The 20,052-nt window shown below is 37.1% G+C and carries 20 protein-coding genes and 1 tRNA gene; 6 read left to right on the forward strand and 15 right to left on the reverse strand.

Annotated elements, in window-relative coordinates:
- Positions 1–87: 87 nt before the first annotated feature.
- Positions 88–1,665: an alkaline phosphatase gene (locus OC457_RS08420; protein WP_370737955.1), complete on the forward strand. Its 1,578-nt coding sequence runs from the start codon at positions 88–90 to the stop codon at positions 1,663–1,665.
- 98 nt (positions 1,666–1,763) lie between these two features.
- Here the strand turns inward: OC457_RS08420 and OC457_RS08425 are convergent, their stop codons facing one another.
- The 3 genes from OC457_RS08425 to OC457_RS08435 are packed head-to-tail and all read right to left on the reverse strand — an operon-like array spanning position 1,764 to position 4,751.
- Positions 1,764–2,873: an ABC transporter permease gene (locus OC457_RS08425; protein ID WP_080173270.1), complete on the reverse strand. Its 1,110-nt coding sequence runs from the start codon at positions 2,871–2,873 to the stop codon at positions 1,764–1,766.
- On the reverse strand, positions 2,870–3,796 hold the full coding sequence (locus OC457_RS08430; RefSeq protein ID WP_080173269.1) for an ABC transporter ATP-binding protein: 927 nt from the start codon (positions 3,794–3,796) through the stop codon (positions 2,870–2,872). Before OC457_RS08430 ends, OC457_RS08425 begins: the two co-directional genes overlap by 4 nt.
- Complete coding sequence (locus OC457_RS08435) at positions 3,789–4,751, reverse strand: HlyD family secretion protein (protein ID WP_080173268.1); 963 nt, start codon at positions 4,749–4,751, stop codon at positions 3,789–3,791. The genes OC457_RS08430 and OC457_RS08435 overlap by 8 nt, the downstream gene beginning before the upstream one ends.
- A gap of 274 nt (positions 4,752–5,025) precedes the next feature.
- On the opposite strand from OC457_RS08435, the gene OC457_RS08440 reads away from it, so the two are divergent.
- The gene (locus OC457_RS08440; RefSeq protein WP_080173267.1) at positions 5,026–6,426 is read left to right on the forward strand and encodes an APC family permease; all 1,401 of its coding nucleotides are present in this window, start codon (positions 5,026–5,028) and stop codon (positions 6,424–6,426) included.
- A gap of 265 nt (positions 6,427–6,691) precedes the next feature.
- On the opposite strand, the gene OC457_RS08445 is transcribed toward OC457_RS08440, so the two are convergent.
- Positions 6,692–7,327: an AcfA family outer membrane beta-barrel protein gene (locus tag OC457_RS08445; RefSeq protein WP_080173266.1), complete on the reverse strand. Its 636-nt coding sequence runs from the start codon at positions 7,325–7,327 to the stop codon at positions 6,692–6,694.
- Positions 7,328–7,712: 385 nt separating this feature from the next.
- Between OC457_RS08445 and OC457_RS08450 the strand changes: the two genes are divergently transcribed.
- A complete protein-coding gene (locus OC457_RS08450; protein ID WP_080173265.1) occupies positions 7,713–9,020 on the forward strand; it encodes a hemolysin family protein in 1,308 nt (435 codons plus the stop codon).
- Between the two features lie 50 nt (positions 9,021–9,070).
- Here the strand turns inward: OC457_RS08450 and OC457_RS08455 are convergent, their stop codons facing one another.
- A complete protein-coding gene (locus OC457_RS08455; protein ID WP_080173264.1) occupies positions 9,071–9,544 on the reverse strand; it encodes a carbohydrate-binding protein in 474 nt (157 codons plus the stop codon).
- Between the two features lie 118 nt (positions 9,545–9,662).
- The gene (locus OC457_RS08460) at positions 9,663–9,944 is read right to left on the reverse strand and encodes a lipoprotein (RefSeq protein ID WP_080173263.1); all 282 of its coding nucleotides are present in this window, start codon (positions 9,942–9,944) and stop codon (positions 9,663–9,665) included.
- A 300-nt stretch (positions 9,945–10,244) separates the two neighbouring features.
- Between OC457_RS08460 and OC457_RS08465 the strand changes: the two genes are divergently transcribed.
- Positions 10,245–10,616: a hypothetical protein gene (locus tag OC457_RS08465; RefSeq protein WP_080173262.1), complete on the forward strand. Its 372-nt coding sequence runs from the start codon at positions 10,245–10,247 to the stop codon at positions 10,614–10,616.
- 164 nt (positions 10,617–10,780) lie between these two features.
- Here OC457_RS08465 and OC457_RS08470 read toward each other — a convergent pair.
- The 5 genes from OC457_RS08470 to htpX all read right to left on the reverse strand — a co-directional run bounded on the left by OC457_RS08470 (position 10,781) and on the right by htpX (position 14,237).
- Positions 10,781–10,871: transfer RNA gene (locus tag OC457_RS08470), tRNA-Ser, on the reverse strand.
- 79 nt (positions 10,872–10,950) lie between these two features.
- Positions 10,951–11,745: a phosphorylase gene (locus OC457_RS08475; protein WP_080173261.1), complete on the reverse strand. Its 795-nt coding sequence runs from the start codon at positions 11,743–11,745 to the stop codon at positions 10,951–10,953.
- Positions 11,746–11,766: 21 nt separating this feature from the next.
- Complete coding sequence (locus OC457_RS08480; RefSeq protein ID WP_080173260.1) at positions 11,767–12,156, reverse strand: hypothetical protein; 390 nt, start codon at positions 12,154–12,156, stop codon at positions 11,767–11,769.
- A gap of 107 nt (positions 12,157–12,263) precedes the next feature.
- Entirely contained in the window at positions 12,264–13,133 is an 870-nt protein-coding gene (locus tag OC457_RS08485; protein WP_080173259.1) for a tetratricopeptide repeat protein, read from the reverse strand.
- A gap of 219 nt (positions 13,134–13,352) precedes the next feature.
- Positions 13,353–14,237, reverse strand: coding sequence for a protease HtpX (gene htpX / locus OC457_RS08490; protein WP_080173258.1), 885 nt, complete (start codon positions 14,235–14,237; stop codon positions 13,353–13,355).
- 377 nt (positions 14,238–14,614) lie between these two features.
- Here htpX and OC457_RS08495 point away from each other — a divergent pair, with 377 nt between their 5' ends.
- Positions 14,615–14,779: a hypothetical protein gene (locus tag OC457_RS08495; protein WP_162841673.1), complete on the forward strand. Its 165-nt coding sequence runs from the start codon at positions 14,615–14,617 to the stop codon at positions 14,777–14,779.
- 68 nt (positions 14,780–14,847) lie between these two features.
- Here the strand turns inward: OC457_RS08495 and bioD are convergent, their stop codons facing one another.
- The 4 genes from bioD to bioB are packed head-to-tail and all read right to left on the reverse strand — an operon-like array spanning position 14,848 to position 18,504.
- Positions 14,848–15,525, reverse strand: coding sequence for a dethiobiotin synthase (gene bioD / locus OC457_RS08500; protein WP_080173257.1), 678 nt, complete (start codon positions 15,523–15,525; stop codon positions 14,848–14,850).
- On the reverse strand, positions 15,518–16,336 hold the full coding sequence (gene bioC, locus OC457_RS08505) for a malonyl-ACP O-methyltransferase BioC (protein WP_096777795.1): 819 nt from the start codon (positions 16,334–16,336) through the stop codon (positions 15,518–15,520). The genes bioD and bioC overlap by 8 nt, the downstream gene beginning before the upstream one ends.
- Entirely contained in the window at positions 16,326–17,465 is a 1,140-nt protein-coding gene (gene bioF, locus OC457_RS08510; protein ID WP_080173334.1) for an 8-amino-7-oxononanoate synthase, read from the reverse strand. The genes bioC and bioF overlap by 11 nt, the downstream gene beginning before the upstream one ends.
- Positions 17,452–18,504: a biotin synthase BioB gene (gene bioB, locus OC457_RS08515; RefSeq protein WP_080173256.1), complete on the reverse strand. Its 1,053-nt coding sequence runs from the start codon at positions 18,502–18,504 to the stop codon at positions 17,452–17,454. The genes bioF and bioB overlap by 14 nt, the downstream gene beginning before the upstream one ends.
- Before the next feature lie 201 nt (positions 18,505–18,705).
- On the opposite strand from bioB, the gene bioA reads away from it, so the two are divergent.
- Entirely contained in the window at positions 18,706–19,986 is a 1,281-nt protein-coding gene (gene bioA / locus OC457_RS08520) for an adenosylmethionine--8-amino-7-oxononanoate transaminase (RefSeq protein ID WP_080173255.1), read from the forward strand.
- Positions 19,987–20,052 lie beyond the last annotated feature (66 nt).

Raw genomic sequence — 20,052 nt, forward strand, 5'->3', positions numbered from 1 at the left:
ATCTTATTTCTACAGTAAAACTGCCATATATTTGTCATCCCCCCCTGTTGTAATTACGGAAAATTACCTGCATAACAAGGGCTAAACGTGATTACATTAATTAAATCTTTTACTACCATCGTTATTTCAGCAGCACTCGTATCACCAGTACAAGCAACCGGAATTAAGAATATTATTCTAATGATTGGTGATGGTATGGGGCCTCAACAGGTGGGTTTATTAGAAAACTATGCCGACCTTGCTCCGCATTCCATTTATAACGGTCAGAAGACTGCTTTGTATAAATTAGCTCAGCAAGGTGTTATCGGCGCGTCACTCACCCACCCTAATGATGCCATTGTTGTCGATTCTGCATGTTCAGCCACAATGTTAGCAACGGGGGTTATGACAGGATCCGAGGTTATCGGTATCGATGCTGATGGTAATAGTGTTGAGACAGTATTAGAAAAAGCAAAGCGCATGGGTAAAGCAACGGGATTAGTTTCAGACACTCGTATCACTCATGCAACGCCTGCCGCATTTGCCGCCCACCGGCCTCATCGCTCACTTGAAAACGAAATCGCCTCTGACTTATTATCCGCAAATGTTGATGTGATGCTATCAGGTGGATTACGTAATTGGTTACCACAATCAGCAGACGCTGCAGGTGCAATATCAAAACAGTTACCTTCGCTATCAGCTACTGATCTTTCTTTACAATCAAAACGTAAAGATAACCGTAATTTACTCTTAGAAGCTCAGCAACAAGGCTACGCTTTAGCTTTTAACAAAGAGATGTTACTGCAATCAAAAACAGAGAAATTATTAGGTTTGTTTGCAACTTCAGGAATGAATGACGGTATTCAAAACAGTGCCACCGTCAATGATCCTCAACGTACACAACCGACATTAAAGGAAATGACGGATAAGGCGCTAGATATTCTATCAAAAGACAAAGATGGCTTTTTCTTAATGGTTGAAGGTGGTCAAATTGATTGGGCTGGACACAGTAATGATGCAGGTACTATGCTGCATGAAATGATTAAGTTTGATCAAGCGGTTGAATCTGTTTACCAATGGGCTCAAGGTCGTGATGATACGCTAATTATCGTGACTGCTGATCATGAAACAGGTTCATTCGGCTTCAGCTATTCTGGTTATCAATTACCAAAGCCACAAAAACGCAGTGGTGAAGCATTTAAGCATCAAGATTATGCCCCTAACTTTAATTTTGGTGCCTTTACCGTACTCGATGATCTTTATAAACAAAAAATGAGTTATACCAATATGCTAGCAACATTAAACAAGCTCAACAAAGATCAACAAACACCGCAAAACCTAGCCTCTATTATTAATAGTAATAGCGAGTTTCCAATCACAGAAGCACAAGCTAAGGCAATATTGACTGAAAAGGTAAATCCTTATCACAAAGATGATCACAGCTATTTATCCGCAACAGATATTGCTGCAATTCATGATTTTGATGCTTTCTACCCTTATAACGATCGCGCTAATTTGATTGCTCGTGCCCAAGCAACCCAACAAAATATCGTCTGGGGAACAGGTACTCACACCCATACTCCCGTTAATGTCTTTGCATGGGGACCTCCCGCAACCATTTTACCTGTGTCTAAAATTATGCATCATTCACAATTAGGTAAGTTTATTAAAAACCAAGTTAAGTAACTTATCTTATTTAGTCCCCCTCAATGACTTTGATTATACTCATTGTCATTGAGGGTTTATTGGCAATATAACTGGTATTCGTTCAATAAATAAAATCACTAATCTAACGTTTTCTTAAACCTAATAGATGCAATGATTAATCCAATGATGGTAAATATAACTAACCATAACGTATCTCGCCACAGATCAACTAAATCAGCTCCTCGCAACACAATGCCACGAATAATTCGAATAAAGTGTGTTGTCGGTAATACCTCTGCAATCCATTGTGCAATAACTGGCATTCCTTCATAGGGGAACATAAATCCTGACAGTAAAATAGACGGCAATAATATAAATATCGTCATTTGCATTGCTTGCAGTTGCGTTGTTGCTTTAGTTGATATCACTAAGCCTAAGGTTAAACTTGCTAGAATGAATAACAATGTTCCTAGAAAAATTTGTACTAATGAACCATTAATGGGTACATCAAAAATAACGTAACCTAGCCCTAGAATAATAATTGATTGAATAATGCCAATAAATATATACGGTATTATTTTAGCTAACATTAATTCTAACGGTTGAATAGGCGTAGTGATAAGTAACTCTAAATTACCTTGCTCACGCTCTTTCACTATCGTCACTGAAGTAAATAGAATCATCGTCATCGTTAAAATGATCCCTAGTAACCCAGGAATAATATTAATTGCAGAACGACGTTCAGGATTAAAATATAACGTTACTTCAAAGTTATTCGGTTGTACTTTTCGTTGAGGGATCACTTCTGTTAATGGCATTTTTTGTAATTGCATAATCGTAGAGCTGATCAATGCATCAGATCCATCAACTAACCATTGCCCTAGCACTTGCTGTTTTTCTATTCGACGTTGAAAATCAGGCGGTAATACTAATACCGCTTTAACTTTCCCATTCATAATAGCTTGTTGCCCTTGCTGAGGCGTAGCATAACTTACTATTACATCAACAACTTGAGTTGCTTTAATTGATTCAATCAGCATACGCCCTGTTGCTGAATGACTTTGATCAACTATCGCAGTAGGAACATTTCTAACATTAGTATTGATAGCATAACCAAACAATAACAATTGAATTAGCGGGATCATCACGATCATACCAAAGGTAATACGATCCCGACTTAACTGGCGTAACTCTTTACTAACAATTGCATTGATCCGTAACAAACTTCGCCATAGACGCGAGATCATTGCCGACTTCCTCCAGTACATGTTACAAACACATCTTCTAGACTTGGGCGACTTATAGTCATAACGGCTTGCGTTAATATCGGTATTTTTGCTTGTAACCAACCAATCGGATCGTTAATTTCTTTTGCTACTAATACTCGCAAACGTATTCCTAATTGTGCCGCTGATCGTACTTGAGAAAGTTGTATAATTTGCACTTTAAGCTGTCGTAATTGCTGCGCTTCTATTTCAACAACTGTCACAGCCATTGCATCCATCAATGCATGAGGTGATCCATTAGCACGTACGATACCAGCTTCCATAATAGCTAATGCATGGCAACGTTCAGCTTCATCCATATAATGCGTCGTGACTAAAATAGTCGTACCTTGATCTGAAAGATCAAACAATTGCTCCCAAAATTCACGTCGATTTTCAGGATCAACTGCCGATGTTGGTTCATCAAGTAGCAATAAATCAGGTTGGTGTATTGTCGCTGCTGCTAAAGAGAGCCGTTGTCGTTGACCCCCGCTTAATTCTGAGGCTCGTCGTTTAGCTCGCTGATCGAGTCCATATGTTATTAATTGTTGCTGAACACGTTGTTTTCGTTGTGTTTTAGATAGCCCAAAAATCTGCCCCATAAATTCAAGATTTTCTTGAACAGTCAGATCTTGGTATAAAGAAAATTTTTGGGTCATATAACCAATGCGCAAACGTAATTGTTCTGCTTGACGTGGAATATCAAGACCAAGCACATTAACACTACCAGCCGTTGGGGTTAATAATCCAGTGAGCATTCTTAAAGTGGTGGATTTACCGCACCCATTAGGGCCTAAAAAGCCATAAATAGTCCCTTTAGGTACAACTAAATTGAGGTTATCAACAGCGACAAAATCACCAAATTTACGAGTCACATTAGTTGCAATAATCGCATTATCATTCATGTGACATCTCCACTTGAACTGGAACGCCAGCTGGTAACGTTTTACCGCTATCAGGAAAATCAACTTTCGCTAAATAGACTAAACGGGCTTTATCGCTACCATTAAGGGTGTAATAAGGAGTAAAAGATGGTTTTATTGCAATCCACCTCACTGTGCCTTGATAAGGTTTTTGAATACCATCAACATGAATTGTTAACTTTTTACCCGCTTTTATATTTACACGATAAGGTTCAGGTACATAAATACGGGCATAAGGTACTGTGTGAGTCGTAATAGTAGCAACGGTTGCATTTACTATCACACGATCACCAATATGATAAGGAAGGCTTTCAATAATACCGTTTCGCGTTGCTACTATCGTATAGTCTTGTAATATTTGCTTTTGAAGCATCACATCAGCATTAGCAACTTTTAACGCAGCTTGCGCTTGTTTAATATCTTCAATACGTTCACCGTTTAATAGCTTTTTTAACTCATTCATTGCTGTTTGTAATTCGGCTTGAGCAATATTTCGCTGAGTTAACGCGCTATCACGATCTGCAACGGATACCATTTTTTTATCAAAAAGCTGTTTGATCCGTCTATTATCTGTATTTTTTTCTCTAAAATTAGCTTGATATTGTTCAACTTTAGCTTGTGCGGTTGCAATATCTTCTGGACGGGATCCGTTCGTTAACCGTAACAAATAAGCCAGTGCTTGTTGTTGTTCAGCTTGTGCTTTAATAAGCCTCGTTTGCTGCTGTTGTGATTGCAGTGTTACCACTACCTCACCTTTTTTGACAGTATGACCTTCCTTTATTGGTTGCGTCATAATAATTTCATTTGCCGTCGCCACAAGGGAAATTTGATCACGTTCAATTGTACCTAGCGCTAATTCGTCACGATGATCATTACAGCCTGATATACCGAGCAATAATGGAATAAATAGATAACATTTCGATAATAAACCTTTCATGGCTCACTCCATTATAGAAATTACGTCCGTCTTAAATCTTCTCAAGAATGTTGCAACTTAGAATATAAATCCTCTCATTTAACCTCAAATATATAATAAAAGTAGGTATCATTCACTATACTGAATTCTTATTACCATTTTTGATAATAAATATACCATTTTTGCCTATATACCCACATAGGTTATAAACTTTAGAATACCGCTCTTTTTATTTTTGAATCCCGCATAATTGTTGTTTTATAACATATTTGCGGACCTAACCTGAGGGCCTTTAATGGGCAATATCGCAAAATCTGCTGCCAAGTTGAGCGTTTTCTCAATAATAATGATCACCATAACCTCAGTAGATAGTATTCGTAATTTACCAGGAGCCGCGCTCTTTGGTAGCCATGCTATTTCTTTTTTCATGCTTGCGGGATTATGCTTCTTTGTTCCAACAGCATTAATCTGTGCTGAAATGAGCACAACATACCCTAAACAGGGTGGTGTTTATCTTTGGGGTAAAGAAACGTTAGGTCATAATTTTGGTTTTGTGACTGTATGGTATCAATATGCAGAAAATATTGTTTATTATCCGCCATTAATCTCATTTATCGTAGCCACCGGAACTTATCCCTTTTTTCCTCATTTAGCTGAAAATAATATTTTCATGCTAGCAATGATTAATATCATCTTTTGGGCGCTTACTTTAGTTAATATCTTTGGCTTACGTCTATCGTCATTAATTACTAATGTATTTGGTATGATTGGGCTTATTTTCCCTATTCTACTGATCATTGCATTAGGTGGCTATTGGACCTACACCAATCCAGAAGCATCGCATATTTCATTACGTCATGTTTCAGATTGGCTCCCTGACTTCTCACAAAGTGGTATTGGTGCAAGTTTTACTGCTGTTGTTTTATCATTAACCGGTATTGAAATTACAACTGCTTATGCAAATGAGGTTAGAAATCCTCAAAAAGCGTACCCTAAAGCTTTATTAGTTTCGACTATCATAATTTTATTGTCACTTACAGCTTGTTCATTATCAATTGCAGCTGTTGTTTCACATAACAATTCAAGTTTGAGTGAAGGTATTATATTGGCATTTAAAACCTTCTTTGAAGATATGAATCTGCCATTTTTATTACCTGTAATTGCGCTGGCTATTGTTTTTGGTAGTCTTGCAAGTTTGAATAATTGGATCATCGCACCAACGAAAAGTTTACATGTAGCAGCACTAGATAAGTTTATGCCAATTCGCTTATCAAAAGAAAACCGCAATAAAGCCCCTGTTCCATTATTGTTATTACAAGGAACTATCGTAAGCTTATTGTCATTAGTGTTTGTGTTAGTGCCAAATGTTAACCAAGGTATGTGGCTATTAAATATCTTGATGACGCAACTCTATATGGTGATGTACATTTGTATATTTATCAGTTTCTTAGCTTCACGTCGTAAACACCGCCATATTGATCGTCCATTCCGTGTTCCAGGTGGAAAAATCGGTATGGTCATCGCATCAACACTCGGACTAATAAGCTGCCTTGTCACTATTTTTGTATCTTTTGATGTACCATCAAGTATCAATAAACAGACTGCGGCTATTGCCTTAATTTCTGGTTTTATTATTTTTAGTTTACCTGCCATAGTCGCTATTCTTTATCGAAATAAACAATTGAAGCAGGCTTAATTATTATTACAGCACACGGTAAATAACAAAAAAAGGCCACAGTATCTTTAAATACTGTGGCCTTTTTATAAATAAATGTCTCTTAATTCGATAGTAATGATTATTTTTGTGCTGATCGTATCTAATCGCTTCACTTTAAATATGATTTAACACTTTATCGATATCGCCTTGAATAGTGATTGTTGTTATTGGCGTAGTTTGCAAGCCAAACCTTTTATCAGGCTCAATCTCAACGATCATCACACCACAACCATCGGTAAACGTATTAGAAAAAATACGTTGTATTGACCGTTACATTGCCACCATTTGCGGTGCTGTCCGTATAATATTCCATTGCAGCACCAATATTGATATTACGATAAATGTTATAATCAATACCAATACTTGCAATGACACCAAATTCATTCTTCTTGTTACTTTCACCACCTAGACGTGGCGTATTATATTCAAGATCATCATTTAATACATGTTCATATTCATCTTGAGCTGATGATGAATAATCATATTGTGTATAAGTAACACCAGCACCTGCTTTTAATTGCAGTTTTTTCGTCAGAGCATAAAAATAAACGGGCTTAATAATAAATTGGTTCGCATTAAGCTTAGCTTCCCATTCTCTTTCATGGTTAAAACTATTGACTAACGGAAAATACTGACTTTTTGAGCCTTCCAATTCAAATTGCTTATAACCCAACTCAATGCCAATATTATTACTACGATAACCAACAAAGCCACCAAATATCGTTGATGAATTACTTGGCGTAACAGTCTTAGCATCAGCCACAAAGTGAGTACTAAAGTCATGGTTAATTGACGCAGCACCAACTTCAAGTCCAATATACGGCCCAGCAAATACTGGCGAACAGAGTAAGGCTAACGGTAATAATAATTTTTTGTTCATAGTGTTATAAGCATCCAAAACTTTTTCGTTGGAGTAACTTTATCGTCAATAGCGTGAAATAATCGTGAAGAAACTGATCGATGATTATAAATATGAGTGACCCATAACCCACTTATTCAGCGAGACATTTTTTATCTCTCTATCTGTTTTGTTGTTTATATTCGTCTATGTTTTAAACTACATATTGGTAGCAATAAGACTAAGAACACTCAATTATGGCACTTTTACATATTTAATAAATTATTTAACTGAAATGTAGATTTTATATTTTCATATGCGAGTTATAATGATGCCGGAAGTGGCCTAATAGGCGATTCACCCTATTTGGCGGACTTATTTATCGATTCTCATCATGAATTCGCCTATTTTATAATTAGGAGTTTTAATGAGTATCGTAATTCTTATTTTTTTAGTTATTCTGAATGGTTGGTTTGCTATGTCAGAAATAGCTTTAGTAACATCACGTAAAAATCGCCTTCAGGTACTTGCAGACGAGGGAGATATAGGCGCTATTACTGCAATAAAACTTGCTAATAAACCTACAACTTTTTTATCTACTATTCAAATTGGCATTACCATTATTGGTATTTTAAATGGCGTAATAGGTGAAGCAGCATTAGCGGGACCTATCTCTTCATGGCTAACCTCTTTTGGCGTACAAGCACATACTGCATCTGTTTCTGCAACCATTATTGCTGTTGTTGTTATCACCTATTTCTCTATTGTTATTGGTGAGTTAATCCCCAAACGTTACGCACAAGTTAATGCCGAACCATTAGCTTTACGTGTTGCACGCCCTATTGCTTTTTTATCTTTATTATCTCGCCCTTTCATTATCTTATTAGCGAGCACTACAGAATTATTTTTACGCCTCTTCAATAAGAGTACCAATAATAGTACCCATTTAACCGAAGATGATATCAAAGCGATTATTACAGAAGGTTCTCAAGCAGGCATTATTCACCAACAAGAACATACAATGGTGCGTAATGTTTTTCATTTTGATGATCGTAAGGTTTCATCAATGATGACACCTCGTAATGCTATTAGTTATCTTGATCTTGACCATAGTCCAGAAAGCTACCAACAAAAATTATTAGCAAGTCCATTTTCATGTCTACCTGTTTGTAATCACACCATTGATGAGATTAAAGGTACTATTACAGCCAAACAGTTATTACAATTTGAGCTTGATAATACAAATAGTACGCCCAAAAACATTCTTGACTATATTACTCAACCATTATTTATACCTGAAACATGGACTGGAACCGATTTGCTTGAAATGTTCCAAGGCTCTGGTACTGAAATTGCTTTTGTGGTTGATGAGTATGGTGATATTCAAGGTATTGTCACACCAAGGGATGTACTTGAAGCATTAACCGGAAAATTTAATACTCAAGATCCTACTGATGTATGGTCACAAAAAATAGCAGATAATAATTGGCATCTTGATGGATTAATTCCAATCACAGTTGTAAAAGATTTATTAGATTTGAAAAAATTACCGGATGAAGATCAAAATGGCTATCAAACATTAAATGGAATGTTAATGTGGATCAAAGGCGGATTACCCAAAAATGGTGAGATTATTGATTGGCAACATTGGCGTTTTGAAATTCTTGCCATTGAGCATAATCGCATTGAAAAAGTAAATGTATTTTTACGAACCGCACCTAAACTGAAAAAATAATATCTCAATGAGTATCTGCTCCAATCAGCAGATACGCCATATCACAAGTATTATTTTACGCGAGACCATGCATCACGCCAATGTTGTGTTTTACCCGGCGCATAGCCTTCTAACTCACACCATGGCGTTGCAGGCCAATCACGGCAACGGTAAACCTTACCATTTGGCATTCTCACTCTATCGCCAGCACTGTATTTCACACCTGCACGATAACGGGTTATCTTAACGTTATTAGGCTTAGTGTGATTATTATCGCTATCAATTAAGCGAACTAATTTCCACGGACCTGATTCATTATCACGCTGAGGGCGGTCTCCTTGTGTCCACCATTTAGCCACCCATAATCGTCCTAAATAATGCGTACTATCACCTTTGGTGTAGATGGTTTCTTTATTCCATGTCCGTAACCCTGACTGCTCGCTTGGCAATATTGTTGGACGATCATTAGCCTGTGCAACTAATGATACCGAACTCAGTGACAATGCACTGAGTACACACATAACAAGCAATGCGTTTTTTTTCATAATGCAGCTATCCCCATTTACATATTCAGTATGATATTCACTGTCTGTATTTTATAAATTGAATCGTAAAGTAACAGCGAATTAGCACACACTATTATAAATAAGGGTATCAAAGTGTTTAATAACCTCCTGTTTTACGGTATTCCTCTGCTGCAAACGTCTTACCCTCTGCAGCCTCCGCTTGACATGCTTGCGGATCAACATCACCACGCTGAATAATATAATGCGTTAATTGTTGCGCTTTTTGTGTACGATTAAAAAACTCATGATAACCAATATTTCTACATAACTCCCACGATGACACGCCCGCTGCATTATCAATGGTATAACTGTTTGATGGTGTTCCAGCACAGCCAGTTACTACTGCGGCAAGAGCCGCTACGATTATTATCTTTTTCATATTTATCCCTATTTAGCTTAGCATCAATGGTAAGATTATCGCTATGATACTCAAAGACATTACTTAATCTGTTGTTATCTTAGTCTACTCATCACCGCTATAACAACTGAATATATTTCCATTTTTTTCATACTGAGGTGACCAAGTAAAATCTAACCATAAAGGTATTCTATAAAACTTATTTTTAGATTGAATAATATTACTCATATCGAAATAAATATTTCACGTTTACGCTAGTAATTAAACGTAAATTAGCATAACTTGCGAAGCAATATTAATACCGTGATCAGGATACTTTCCATGAACAATTTTCAGAGCTATTCTCAGCTCCTTCCTTGCTTTGATTGTCGTAAAAATACTGCAGAAGCAGATTTAGGTTGGTTAACACCAGCGATGCACGACAGTGTTCAACAGCAAATCACAACAATTATCACGGGTAATACTGCTTTTGGTGATGATCTTACTGTGATCATCACTTGTAGCCCAGAAGAGGCGCGTGACTATCTATTATTAAATGCATTTGGTTACACTGAAGATGAATTAACATCAAACGGTATTGATGCAGATGATCTTAAAGAGATTGAGCAAGAAATTGCAGCAAGTACGACGGCATTAGGTCAAGTAACTTTTGAACACGAAATCGCGCTGCAAGCTTGCAGCTTGTGTGAATAAGAATAATCATCAACTATAACATCACAAATAATAAAGCTGTTGGCCTTTACTTGCTAGCAGCTTGTTTAAATACAATGGAGTGCTTGGAATATTTGAGGATTTGAACCCTACGGTTATCTCTAGACGAAAAAAAACCGCTAATCAATTAGCGGTTTTCTTAAATGTGGCGGAGAGATAGGGATTTGAACCCTAGATACGCTATAAACGTATGCTGGTTTTCAAGACCAGTGCTTTCAACCGCTCAGCCATCTCTCCATGGCCGCTATAGTAATGACAACTTTATCAGTTGTAAAGCCTTTATGTTGCAACTGATTAAATAACAAACAAATATATGCTATTTTTCTACAAAACCACAATCAGTTAAAAAATGCATAAAACCATACTCTTTTAACCATGCTAATTGTTGCTCTGAGCTAACTAAAAAACGTCCACTAAAATTCACCCCATGGCCAGACAGGGTTTCTACATGATTTTTAACTCGCGGAATAATCAACATCCAACGTTCAGTCAGTAATATATTATAAGGTAAACATTCAGCGAATCCATTCACTCGCTTAGTCGTATTTAACTGTAATGATTCCATTGCGATTAAATAATCAGCATATAACTGTTTGGGATTTAGTTCGTTATATATAAAAACCCTATGCTTAAATGGCAATTTTCCATTTACGATCTGGGATTCTAAAGGAATTGCAGTTCTAACCAGTTGCATGTGGCGATGCATTTGGCTTGAACCTGCATCATGACCCGCATTAAAGAAACCTAAAACATCACGACGTGTAATTCCCTTCGCCCATGCAGCAAAATCAGCTAATGTTAATACTGATGTTTGTGGAATGTAATCTTTAGCGCAAATAAGTAAATGAGGAATAACAATTGGAAAACGATTTAGTAAGCATACATAATCTATATCCATATCCGTTATATAATCACAATGAATATACGGTGCCACAAAAGGATCTTGTGCAGAGACAGCCGGAGAATGTTTTATTTTCATATTATCAGTAAGTAGATTAACAATATAGTTAACCCCTTGTTGCTGATAAATAATATCATCACTCGTTAAGGGTAATAAATCACCGTTATCCAGTGCAACTTTCGTTCTTTCCTCACAAGCATTCCACAGCATTATTCTATTCCTACTTTTTAATTACTCGTCATTCTCTTGAAAGCAATCATCACAATTTTGTAATTCTATTTCATGACTAAAGATAACAACACCTTCTGCTGTCATATGTTCTGTAATTTGATCTTCAATATCAGCAACAACAGCTAACTTTATATTGCCATGATTAATGTCAGACTCAGAATGGTCATAATAATTTAATAGTAAATAATCTTTTGCTTCATCAACCGTACAAATAATTTTCACGGTAAAATATGGCTTATAATCATTACCTTGCTGTTTTAACATTACTTTAATTTGATCGATTACATCTGCTTTCATGCTCGGTGTTAACCAACCAAGATCGGTTTTAACTTTGCGGGTGTAGCAGTTAAAACAAGGTAATTCATAAGAATAAAATTGGAAGTTAGTCATATTAGTTTTCCTTACTATAATAATATAGTTACAAAATTAGGCTTATTTGCTTGTTTTTACTACCTTTAAAAATGCAATGTTGAGTTGTAATTACAAACACCTGCACACTATGACTCTTCGGTGTTAATCAATAATAATTCAAAACGCTCATTACCCCGTAAATTTTCAAAATCATCTTCATCTGCTGCAAGTTCACGTAATGAGGTGCTATCTTTAATTGCGCATTCTAAATCTGAAATTGCTTGTTCTTCGACCCCTAAGCATGCATAAGCACAAGCACGTTGATATAAAGCATGTCCATTTGTATCATCCATTTCTAATACACGATTACACAAACTTAATGCCCAGTGAAACTCGCGCATTTCCATCGTTGCATCAGCTTTATAGGTCAAAGCTTCTAGATCACCAGGACGAACTTTTAAAATTTCATCATAAACTTCTACTTTTTGTTCAGGTGTCTGTGAACTTTGAGCACGAAGCCATAAATTATGTACTTCATTAATTTTTTCTATCTCACGATTATTTTCACTAATAATGCGCGTCTTTCGCTTTAAATCACGTTCTAATGCTTTAAATTTTTGTTCATAGCTATCTGATATTTCTTTTAATTGTAATTCTGCCATACGTTTAGTATTTTCTTTTATCTCACGCATTGATTGCCAACCAATAAGTGCAATTAATGATGCTACGCCAGCAATAATATAAAAGAAATATGTCACAGTAACATTTGCGTAATTCATTGATTTATCAGCAACAGCTAACTCTCTATCAGTGATATCACGAGTAATACGACGTTCAAGATCTTGCTGATCCATTCGTAATGATTTTAATTCATCAAGAACATAACGTTCTATCATGGGTTTTTCATAGATACTCTGTTCGGAGTAAGGCTTTGTATTATCTTTATCAGCGGCATGGACAACACTCGCTGATAATGAAAAACAAAACATCACAATACCTAACAGCACTTTAAACATAAGCTATAACCTTTTGCTAATAAACGGATATGAAAACAACACTACTATCAATATAACAGCTTTGATTTTTGATTGTCAGTTTAGATTTAAAATCAATTAAGTAAGAAAAATAGTCTATTTCGAAAGTTTATAGCAAAAAAAAGCTCTCAAAACGTTTACCTTTTAGTAATAAACGATCTCAGAGAGCTTATTGTTAACATATAACACGTTGGTCAATAATTATTTGATATACTCACCGCGACGTAATGCATCAATACGTTTATCTAATGCTGGGTGAGTCATAAATAGCTCCGATAATGATTTTTTACCGTTAATACCAAATGCCATCATTGAACCTTCTAAATGTGGTTCTTGACTTACCTTTAAGCGTTCCAAAGCCGCTATCATTTTTTCACGGCCAACCAATTTTGCCGATCCTGCATCAGCATAAAACTCACGATGACGGCTATACCACATTGTTAGAATACTGGCTAAGAAACCAAACAGCACTTCCATAATTGAAGATACGATAAAGTAGGTCATGTAACTACCGCCACCTTCCCCTTCTTCACTGTTATTATTCACACCACTAATTGCACCAGCCACAAGGCGAGAAACAAAAATCACAAAGGTATTGACCACACCTTGCATTAACGTCATCGTCACCATATCGCCATTAGCTACGTGACTGATCTCGTGTGCTAATACAGCTTCAGCCTCATCTCGTGTCATGCTATGCAGTAAACCTGTTGATACTGCCACTAATGAATCATCACGTTTTGCTCCCGTCGCAAAAGCGTTAATATCAGGCGCATCATAAATAGCCACTGTTGGCATTCCAATACCCGCTTGTTCTGCTTGACGAGCCACTGTATTGATTAGCCAATGTTCAGTTTCATTACGTGGATGCTCAATGACGACCCCACCCACTGAACGTAATGCCATTGATTTTGACATCATTAAAGACACTAATGAACCACCAAAACCAAATAGCGCAGCCATGACTAACAATCCAGAAAGGCTACCCGGTTTCATTCCTGTGACGGCATAAACAATGTTAAGTACAATACTAAACACTAACATTACGGCAAGGTTCGTTGCTAAAAACAACGCGATACGTTTCATATTTATTCTTTTCTCCAATTTAAAGAATATTACCAACCTATTTTATACCTTATAGATCACTACTTAGTGTCTTATTAATACATTTAGATGGTTATTACTCATTATATTCGAATAATATGACTATAAATTAAAGATCTAAATTGTTACCAATTCTTATCAACTCTGATTTATCATTTACAATCACTAAATAGAGCTAAAAAATCGTGGTAAGAGTACAGTCAATAACAGATATATTGCTTTTATCTTTAATAAAAGTACTTAATTATTAAAATACATGATTATTAGACTTTGGTCGTATTGCTTTCATCGTATAAGTCGATTATTGTTTGTATATCATTATGAAACAACACACACAAGTAATGAAACAAGGAGAGTTCATGGCTAATAATGAAAATTATCAAGTTGCTATAGATATTTTACGTTGTCATCTTGGAATGTCCATGGATGAAGCACGTAAAGAGCTAGGCCTTGATCAAGCTGGACATCCAGCACAAGCAACAGAAACACAAGAAATGCTAATTGGACTTAACCCCTCTAATTAGTTTATCTCTCTTAATTAAAACAAAAGGCACACAATGTGCCTTTTGTTGTTTTTATTAAGCTCTCTTTTTTAACTGAATATTGCTAAATCAATATAGGTACCTAAATCTGATACTTGATAATGGGGAATATAAGGTATTTCAGCAATTTTTTTGCCCGGTAACTGTTGTTCTAGCCACGTTACCATCGCCGTATAATTGTCCGTTTTAGGCTCAATACAATTAGCAATCCATCCAACAACAGTTAATCCATCAGCTTGAATAGCTTCAGCTGTCAATAAAGCATGGTTTAAGCAACCAAGTTTAACACCAACGACTAAAATAACAGGTAACTGCTCTTGCTTTACCCATGAAGAAAGATAATCAGTAGCATTAATAGGAACACGCCAACCACCAGCACCTTCAATAAGCACGCAATCTGATTTTGTTTTAAGATTTGCGAGTCCCTGAGACAATACGCTAAATTCAATGACTTTATTTTCTTCTAAAGCAGCAATATGAGGCGATACCGGACGATAAAAATGATAAGGGTTAACCTCATCATAAGTGACATTCATTGATGATGCTTGTTGCAGTAATAAAGCATCACTATTACGAAGCCCTTGCGGTGTTTTTTCGCAACCCGATGCAATAGGCTTATACCCTACAATAGCTGTATTTTCTTGCTGTGCGGCATTCAAAATGGCACAACAGCAGGCTGTTTTACCTACATCGGTATCTGTCCCTGTCACAAAATACGCTTTATGCATTTTTTAATACTCCAAAACACACCTGATAAGTCGCAGGCAATAATCCATTCTTTAATCGGTATTTATCGTACGCATGTTCTAATTCAATAAATGTCTGCCGTCCAATTAACCCTGATGATCGCTGTTGCTGTAAATGTGTAGCGCCAATACCTTTTAAATCTCTCATCAATTTCATCGCCGTTGAGTAATACACGGTTATTGATTTACATTCTAACGTTTCAATCATTAAGCCTGATTGTGTAATCTCTGCTTCAATATGTTGTTGTGACTTAAACGCATTAACATGCTGTTTGTTATCTATGTGTGACCATGCATGTTTAAGTTCATTTAATGATCCATCCATTAATGTAGTAAAGAAAATAACACCATTAAATCTAACAACCCGTTGTAACTCTCGTAACGGTACACTTAAATCATTACACCACTGCAATACTAAGTTACTGAATGCAAAATCATAACTGTCATCCGCCATCGCAATATTTTCAGCATCTGTTTGCAAATACTGACAATGATTTCCACACCTTTGATGCGCTTGTAATAACATTTCAGCAGAAAGATCTGCCGCTGTTACTTCAAATCCTTGGTGGTGTAACTCATGGCTGAAATACCCGGTGCCACAACCAATATCAATTACTGACGATTTAGACGATTGCACTTGTGTCGGCATTAATGCAACTAATTGCTGGCCGACTTGGCGCTGAAATGCAGCTGATTTATCGTAATGTTGGGCGGCACGTCCAAAAGCATTCGCTATCGCCAACTTTTGTGATTGCTCAATTGAAAATGCCGCTTTCATTGATTTATCCGACATCAATTACCTCATTTATCGCTTTGGCCAACTGACGAATATCATCTTCATTATGGTTAGCTGTCAGTGTTATTCGTAATCGCGCACTATGTGGTACAACGGTTGGTGGACGAATAGCCCCCACTTTAATACCCCGTTGTTGTAATTGAGCCGCGATTGCCATTGTTTGACAACTATCACCAATAATCATTGGTTTAATGGGCGTGATCGTCGGTATAAGACCAAGACTATTATCAAGATAATGATTTAAAGACTCAGATAATGCGTGTAACTTTTCTCGTCGCCAAGATTGAGTTTGAATCAAAGAGCAAGCATGACGTAATGCCACAGCTTGAGCTGGGGGCATCGCTGTTGAATAAATATAATGACGCGCAAATTGCACTAAATATTCCGCAGTATCTTGGCTACACAATACTGCAGCACCTTGTATACCAAAGGCTTTACCAAAGGTAATAATCAATATATCGGCTTTTATTCCTGCTTGATGACAACTTCCCTGCCCGGTATCCCCTAGCACACCACAACCATGAGCATCATCAACCATCAACCACGTTTGATGTTGAGTTGTTATTTCTCGCAATAATGCTAGCGGCGCACAATCGCCATCCATACTAAAAACACCTTCAGTTACCACTAATGATGCTGTATCTATACCTACTTTTATTTTTGAGAGTTGCTGTTGTAATGCAGCCATATCGTTATGAGCAAAACGCTTCATCTTCGCAGGTGATAACATTCCCGCTTCAATTAAAGAGGCATGATTAAGCTTATCTTGGAACAACTGATCTTGTGCTTGTAATAAAGTAAATAGCACCGCTTGATTAGCACTAAAACCACTATTAAATAATAATGCGCGTTGATAACCTAACCATTCGGTTAATTGCTGTTCTAAATCCGCATGTGGCGTTTGAAACCCCGTAACTAAAGGTGAAGCCGTACTACCGGCACCATATTTCGCCAACCCTTGTTGCCAAGCTGTGATAATTTTAGGCTCTTGTGCTAATCCAAGATAATCATTACTAGCAAAATTTAATTCATGTGAATTTACATTATGGCACTGTAATTGCCGGTAAAGACCTTGTTGCTGGCGAGCTATAAGGGCTTGTTGATGACGTTGATTAAAAAGAGGCATCATAAAAAATGTCATCTGTTGTTGGTCGAGCTACAACCTGTTCTACGACTTGATCTAATAATGCTTGCGCTTGAATATCATCAGGTTTTGCTGCTTGATGTTGACTATTAATACCCAACTTAGCAAAGAGTTGCATGTCTTTATCTTCATCTGGATTTGGCGTCGTTAATAGCTTGCAGCCATAGAACACAGAATTTGCACCCGCCATAAAACATAAGGCTTGCATTTGCTCGTTCATATCCTCACGTCCCGCAGAAAGTCTTACTGCTGAATGCGGCATGATGATTCGAGCAACCGCAATAATGCGAATAAAATCAAATGGATCGACATCCTCTGTATTTTCCAGTGGCGTCCCTTTTACTTTTACCAACATATTAATAGGCACACTTTCAGGATGAACAGGCAGGTTAGCTAATTCCACCAGCAGACCAACGCGATCTCGCGCGCTTTCTCCCATACCAATGATACCACCAGAGCAAATTTTCATTCCCGCATCACGAACATGTGCCAAAGTATCTAACCGATCTTGATAAGTCCGTGTGGTAATAATATTGCCGTAATACTCAGGAGAAGTATCAAGATTATGGTTGTAATAATCTAATCCTGCCGCTGCTAATGTCTGAGCCTGATCGGCCGTGATCATGCCTAATGTCATGCATGTTTCTAGACCCAATTTTTTAACCCCTTGCACCATATCAAGCAAATATGGCATATCGCGATCTTTAGGGTTTTTCCATGCAGCTCCCATACAAAAACGAGTTGCGCCTGATTGCTTGGCTTTTAGTGCGGCATCGAGTACACGATCAACTTCTAATAAACGTTCTTTTTCTATATCAGTACGATAATGTGCACTTTGAGGGCAATATTTACAGTCTTCAGGGCAAGCACCCGTTTTAATAGACAATAATGTGCTGACTTGTACTTGATTAGGTTGATGAAATTGACGATGAACCTGTTGCGCTTCAAACACTAAATCCATAAATGGTTTCTGAAATAAAGCTTGTACTTCCTCAACCGTCCAATTGCTACGAACGTCCACAATGTATCCCTCTTATTCTATTTTTATTACTCACAAATACTCTAATGTTAATAAGCGTAAAAATGATATAGAGCCATTTTCACACTGATATCAATAGTATAAAAATTAACCGAATAGACATTTGCTCATCTTTTAGTTGTTGGCTAGTCTACTAATAGTACGTAGACTGTCAACCTTGAATAATGATTTAGGTTTACTAATGTGCAAAAAGAACTCTCAATCGATATTGAATTCGATCAATGTCATATTTGGCATCCTTATACATCAACGATAACACCACTTCCTTGTTACCCTGTCACAGAAGCTCGTGGTGTATACATTACCCTTGAAGATGGCACTCAATTAATCGATGGCATGTCTTCATGGTGGTCTGCTATTCACGGCTATAACCACCCACACCTGACCGCTGCAGCGAAAAACCAATTAGATAAAATGGCACATGTTATGTTTGGAGGAATAACACACCAACCAGCTGTTGAACTTTGTAAAAAGTTAGTATCAATAACACCACCAGGCTTAGATACTGTTTTTCTTGCTGATTCAGGATCCGTTGCTGTTGAAGTTGCCCTAAAAATGGCATTGCAATATTGGCATGCTAAAGGTGAATCTCGTGCTAAGTTTTTAACCCTTAGACATGGTTATCATGGCGATACTTTTGCTGCTATGTCAGTAACCGATCCTGATAACTCGATGCACAGTCTTTATAAAGGCTTTGTTCCTGAACATATTTTTGCGAATGCTCCCCAATGCGGATTCTGGGAAGAATGGAACGAAGATGATATTAATGATTTAGCTGATAAATTAGCTCAATATCACCAGCAAATTGCCGCTATTATTTTAGAGCCAATAGTGCAAGGTGCGGGAGGAATGCGTTTATATCATCCAACCTATTTACGCCGAGTACGTGAGTTGTGTGATTATTATGGTGTGTTATTAATTGCAGACGAGATAGCAACCGGATTTGGTCGTACAGGTAAACTATTTGCCTGCGAACACGCTAATATTAGCCCTGATATTATGTGTGTGGGCAAAGCACTTACTGGTGGGTATATGACATTATCAGCAACCATCACGCATAAACAAGTTGCAGATACAGTATGCAGTGGTGATGCCGGATGTTTTATGCATGGTCCAACATTTATGGGCAATCCTCTTGCTTGTGCTGTCGCTACTGCAAACCTTGAAATATTAGAACAAAACCAATGGCAACAACAAGTTACATCAATAGAAAAACAATTAGCGACTGAACTCCCCCTCATAGCAACCCTTGAAAAAGTAAAACAAGTACGTTGGTTAGGTGCTATTGGCGTCATTGAGTTACACCAGCCCGTTGATATGGCTTCAATACAGCAGGCTTTTGTTAATGCTGGAGTATGGATCCGTCCTTTCGGTCGACTGATCTACATTATGCCCCCTTATATTATTACCCCAACACAACTCTCATGCTTAACCCAAGCAATATATAAGATATTAAACACATAATACTGCAACACTAAACAGTCTTTTATTTTACCGTAGTATCAAAAAGCAGACATTGTTCTATTGTAG

This window comes from Photobacterium toruni (genome assembly GCF_024529955.1).
GTDB classification, from domain to species: domain Bacteria; phylum Pseudomonadota; class Gammaproteobacteria; order Enterobacterales; family Vibrionaceae; genus Photobacterium; species Photobacterium toruni.

Coding starts and splice junctions, on each gene's coding strand:
- OC457_RS08425 (WP_080173270.1), bottom strand. CDS start 2,873: ATGATCTCGCGTCTATGGCGAAGTTTGTTACGGATCAATGCAATTGTT.
- OC457_RS08430 (WP_080173269.1), bottom strand. CDS start 3,796: ATGAATGATAATGCGATTATTGCAACTAATGTGACTCGTAAATTTGGT.
- OC457_RS08435 (WP_080173268.1), bottom strand. CDS start 4,751: ATGAAAGGTTTATTATCGAAATGTTATCTATTTATTCCATTATTGCTC.
- OC457_RS08440 (WP_080173267.1), top strand. CDS start 5,026: ATGGGCAATATCGCAAAATCTGCTGCCAAGTTGAGCGTTTTCTCAATA.
- OC457_RS08445 (WP_080173266.1), bottom strand. CDS start 7,327: ATGAACAAAAAATTATTATTACCGTTAGCCTTACTCTGTTCGCCAGTA.
- OC457_RS08450 (WP_080173265.1), top strand. CDS start 7,713: ATGAGTATCGTAATTCTTATTTTTTTAGTTATTCTGAATGGTTGGTTT.
- OC457_RS08455 (WP_080173264.1), bottom strand. CDS start 9,544: ATGAAAAAAAACGCATTGCTTGTTATGTGTGTACTCAGTGCATTGTCA.
- OC457_RS08460 (WP_080173263.1), bottom strand. CDS start 9,944: ATGAAAAAGATAATAATCGTAGCGGCTCTTGCCGCAGTAGTAACTGGC.
- OC457_RS08465 (WP_080173262.1), top strand. CDS start 10,245: ATGAACAATTTTCAGAGCTATTCTCAGCTCCTTCCTTGCTTTGATTGT.
- OC457_RS08475 (WP_080173261.1), bottom strand. CDS start 11,745: ATGCTGTGGAATGCTTGTGAGGAAAGAACGAAAGTTGCACTGGATAAC.
- OC457_RS08480 (WP_080173260.1), bottom strand. CDS start 12,156: ATGACTAACTTCCAATTTTATTCTTATGAATTACCTTGTTTTAACTGC.
- OC457_RS08485 (WP_080173259.1), bottom strand. CDS start 13,133: ATGTTTAAAGTGCTGTTAGGTATTGTGATGTTTTGTTTTTCATTATCA.
- htpX (WP_080173258.1), bottom strand. CDS start 14,237: ATGAAACGTATCGCGTTGTTTTTAGCAACGAACCTTGCCGTAATGTTA.
- OC457_RS08495 (WP_162841673.1), top strand. CDS start 14,615: ATGGCTAATAATGAAAATTATCAAGTTGCTATAGATATTTTACGTTGT.
- bioD (WP_080173257.1), bottom strand. CDS start 15,525: ATGCATAAAGCGTATTTTGTGACAGGGACAGATACCGATGTAGGTAAA.
- bioC (WP_096777795.1), bottom strand. CDS start 16,336: ATGTCGGATAAATCAATGAAAGCGGCATTTTCAATTGAGCAATCACAA.
- bioF (WP_080173334.1), bottom strand. CDS start 17,465: ATGCCTCTTTTTAATCAACGTCATCAACAAGCCCTTATAGCTCGCCAG.